Source organism: Helicobacter trogontum, assembly GCF_000765905.2.
GTDB classification, from domain to species: Bacteria; Campylobacterota; Campylobacteria; order Campylobacterales; family Helicobacteraceae; genus Helicobacter_A; species Helicobacter_A trogontum.
Genome location: NZ_JRPL02000094.1, coordinates 1 through 888, shown reverse-complemented (window position 1 = coordinate 888; position 888 = coordinate 1). Strand labels below are relative to the sequence as shown.

The 888-nt window shown below is 29.7% G+C and carries 2 protein-coding genes; both read right to left on the bottom strand.

Translation table 11 applies throughout. The features are described from left to right. Positions 1–81: 81 nt before the first annotated feature. Positions 82–345, bottom strand: a complete 264-nt coding sequence (locus tag LS81_RS11025) for a hypothetical protein (RefSeq protein ID WP_336595922.1) — start codon at positions 343–345, stop codon at positions 82–84. Continuing rightward, positions 342–888: hypothetical protein (locus tag LS81_RS11020; RefSeq protein WP_138069960.1), on the bottom strand; the 547-nt coding region annotated here is incomplete at its 5' end. The genes LS81_RS11020 and LS81_RS11025, both read right to left, overlap by 4 nt.

Here is an 888-nt window from a genome sequence, read left to right as displayed (position 1 = left end):
ATTCTTTTGTTTTCTTTTTTCTCCAAATAAAGTAGCAGAAAAGCCACTTTCAGTATTTGGCTGATGAATGAGTAAATCATATCAAGAAAAGAATCTTTTGGCTTGATTGGGAGTCATGTCGCCTTTGAGTTCATCATCAAATATTAGACCTGTATCTTTGACTTTATAGCCTTTGTAAGTTAAGTCTAAGATATCATAGAAAGTTATAGTTGGATTATTTTTTCGATTTGTGTTTTCAATATCTTCGCCTTTAAACTCTTTTCCTATAAAATGAAAATATCCATAGGCAGCTTGAGCTAATTCAGCATTATCCCTCATCTTGTTGATTAATATCTTATTATTCATTTCTTAGCCTCCAAGTTGTATTTTGTTATCTTGTCGCAATATAAATCTGCTTCACTCCAATAAAACCCACTTCCTTCATTTCCTGCTGGAAAATAGCGTCTTGTGTGCCATTTTCCAAGTATTATAGCCAAAGTGATATTACTTTTTTTAAAAATTTTTTCATTGCTATACAAACTTGCAGCAATAGAATATCTTGAGTTTTTTATTTCACCTATGAAAAATTTATATTCTACTTCATTAGGGGAGTAAAAATATGCTTGCTCACCCATTGCCTCTACTTTCTTATTCAACTCCTCCCAATCAAGTGTATCTAAACTTGTATCAAAATACCTTAGTATCTTATTATACTTCTCTTCATTATTAGGTAATTCATTAAGCTTACACATATTTCTAAATTGCCAATAACTAGGCTCTAAATAAAATGAATATGGTGTGTAATAAAAGATAATTAAACCTATACTTCCAAGCACTACAAGAAATTTAGATATATGCTTTTGTGATTTAAAGAGTTTTCTATATATAAGCCACCATATAATATATGAA

Excerpts from the sequence above, each read along its gene's own strand:
- LS81_RS11025 (WP_336595922.1), bottom strand. The coding sequence starts at position 345 with ATGAATAATAAGATATTAATCAACAAGATGAGGGATAATGCTGAATTA.